4 protein-coding genes are annotated in these 1,611 nt (G+C 41.4%); 3 read left to right on the top strand and 1 reads right to left on the bottom strand.

The window, feature by feature from the left end:
• Nucleotides 1-168: 168 nt before the first annotated feature.
• The gene (locus QUA16_RS36605) at nt 169-510 is read right to left on the bottom strand and encodes an element excision factor XisH family protein (protein ID WP_333109746.1); all 342 of its coding nucleotides are present in this window, start codon (nt 508-510) and stop codon (nt 169-171) included.
• Nucleotides 511-512: 2 nt separating this feature from the next.
• Here QUA16_RS36605 and QUA16_RS36600 point away from each other — a divergent pair, with 2 nt between their 5' ends.
• The 3 genes from QUA16_RS36600 to QUA16_RS36590 are packed head-to-tail and all read left to right on the top strand — an operon-like array spanning nt 513 to nt 1,496.
• Nucleotides 513-767, top strand: a complete 255-nt coding sequence (locus QUA16_RS36600) for a hypothetical protein (protein WP_333109747.1) — start codon at nt 513-515, stop codon at nt 765-767.
• Nucleotides 768-771: 4 nt separating this feature from the next.
• A complete protein-coding gene (locus QUA16_RS36595) occupies nt 772-1,110 on the top strand; it encodes a hypothetical protein (RefSeq protein ID WP_333109748.1) in 339 nt (112 codons plus the stop codon).
• Nucleotides 1,107-1,496 (top strand): type II toxin-antitoxin system VapC family toxin, encoded by a 390-nt coding sequence (locus tag QUA16_RS36590; protein WP_333109749.1) that lies wholly within the window; start codon nt 1,107-1,109, stop codon nt 1,494-1,496. Before QUA16_RS36595 ends, QUA16_RS36590 begins: the two co-directional genes overlap by 4 nt.
• The last annotated feature ends 115 nt before the right edge of the window (nt 1,497-1,611 follow it).

The following is a 1,611-nucleotide window of genomic DNA, read 5'->3' as shown; positions in this document are numbered from 1 at the left end:
TAGTCGAGCGCGCTCGGACGATCATCCGAGCGCGCTCGACTATTATAATTTACTTGGGGACAATTAATCCACCCTGCCTAGCCCCCCTTAAAAAGGGGGGGACAAGAAATTACTCAAAGTCCCCCTTCTTAAGGGGGATTTAGGGGGATCTCCGAGGAATAAATAGTTTTAACTGAACCGTATTGCAATAAAAAGCTCCTCAAAAGACATCGCAGGTATGGCAAGATAGAGCGTTCTTTCCGGTTCAGTTTGTTCTAAAATTTTCTGATAAAGAATGTATTGTCCCAAAGCCTTCTCTAAATCTAAAATTTTAGAGTCACTGATAAAACTTTTAACTTCAACAGCTATCTTAGACTGATTATTTTCAGCGCCAATCAGTTTTTCTGCTCCGATATCTACAAATAGTTTTCGCTTAGCCCATTTCAATAACAACGGGTCATGAGTAACTTTCCAGCCAGCTTTAACAAGTGCCTGTTTCACAACTGGATGATAGTAATCTTTGGCTGACACTCTTGCTCCTTTTAAACGCTGTCGGACGATGCTTTAAGTATAGCAAAGAAATTACCGACATTACTACCAATGACCCGAAAGATGAATCTTTAGCTTGCGTAAGCCAGTTTGTCGGCATCTATGAGGACTCGTCAAAGCTCGATCGCCCTTTCCTTCCTAAAGTGCGATCGGCCTATAATTTCAGCATGGCAAGAACTGTCAAATTCAACAGAGCGATCGGTATAATTAAAAAATCAACATCAAATACAGTCAATTAATGCCATGATTGCTAATTTGCCCATCAAGCTGCCTCACTTACCCAACAGCTTGCCCAGCGAAGGTTCTGTCCGCATTGAGCTGGTCAACGGACTCTTAATATTTAGCGCTTCTATTCAAACCCAGGAACGAATTCAAACTTTAACAGCTCAACAACAAGCATCAAATCTCACTTCCGAAGAACAAACAGAATTGGATGGATATCGAGAATTCATTAGCTATCTAAATTTGGTAAATGAAACCATGAAAAATACTTTTCTATATCCTTTGCGAGGCACCGTCATTGGCTATAATGAGCCGTTTGAACCTGCGGTTTCGTTGGAAGATTGGGAAGTGTTACAATGATTGTACTAGATACTCATATATGGGTTTGGTGGGTTGACGATAACACACGACTGACTCAGAAACATCGGGACTGGATACAACAATATCAATCTCAAGGTTTAGGAATCAGCATCATTTCTTGTTGGGAGGTTGCTAAATTAGTAGAAATGGGAAGACTTACTTTGTCCGTTACAGTTGATGAGTGGTTAAAACAAGCTTTGGCTTATCCCGGAGTGCAGCTACTCGAACTCACCATTCCCATCATTGTCGAGTCAACTAAACTCACAGGTTTTCACCGCGATCCAGCAGATCAAATCATTGTGGCAACTGCAAGGATTTGCGCGTGTCCCTTACTAACTGCTGATGCAAAAATTCTGGCATATCCTGATGTACATACTCTTCAGTGACTGGTAAAAAATGCCTTAAGACGAATCTTTAGGTTGCGTTAGGATCGCGAATTAAATAACTTACAATTTTAATTGTTATTGTGGGATGGGCGTCCCGCCCGTCCAAAAAGGACGG

The sequence above is a fragment of the Microcoleus sp. S13_C3 genome, assembly GCF_036700905.1.
Classification (GTDB): domain Bacteria; phylum Cyanobacteriota; class Cyanobacteriia; order Cyanobacteriales; family Microcoleaceae; genus Microcoleus.
The sequence above is the reverse complement of the archived record's forward strand: the minus strand, read 5'-3'. Positions and strand labels throughout refer to the sequence as shown.

Bases quoted from the DNA above. Each gene is read 5' to 3' on its own strand.
- QUA16_RS36590 (WP_333109749.1), top strand. From the start codon at position 1,107: ATGATTGTACTAGATACTCATATATGGGTTTGGTGGGTTGACGATAAC.
- QUA16_RS36595 (WP_333109748.1), top strand. From the start codon at position 772: ATGATTGCTAATTTGCCCATCAAGCTGCCTCACTTACCCAACAGCTTG.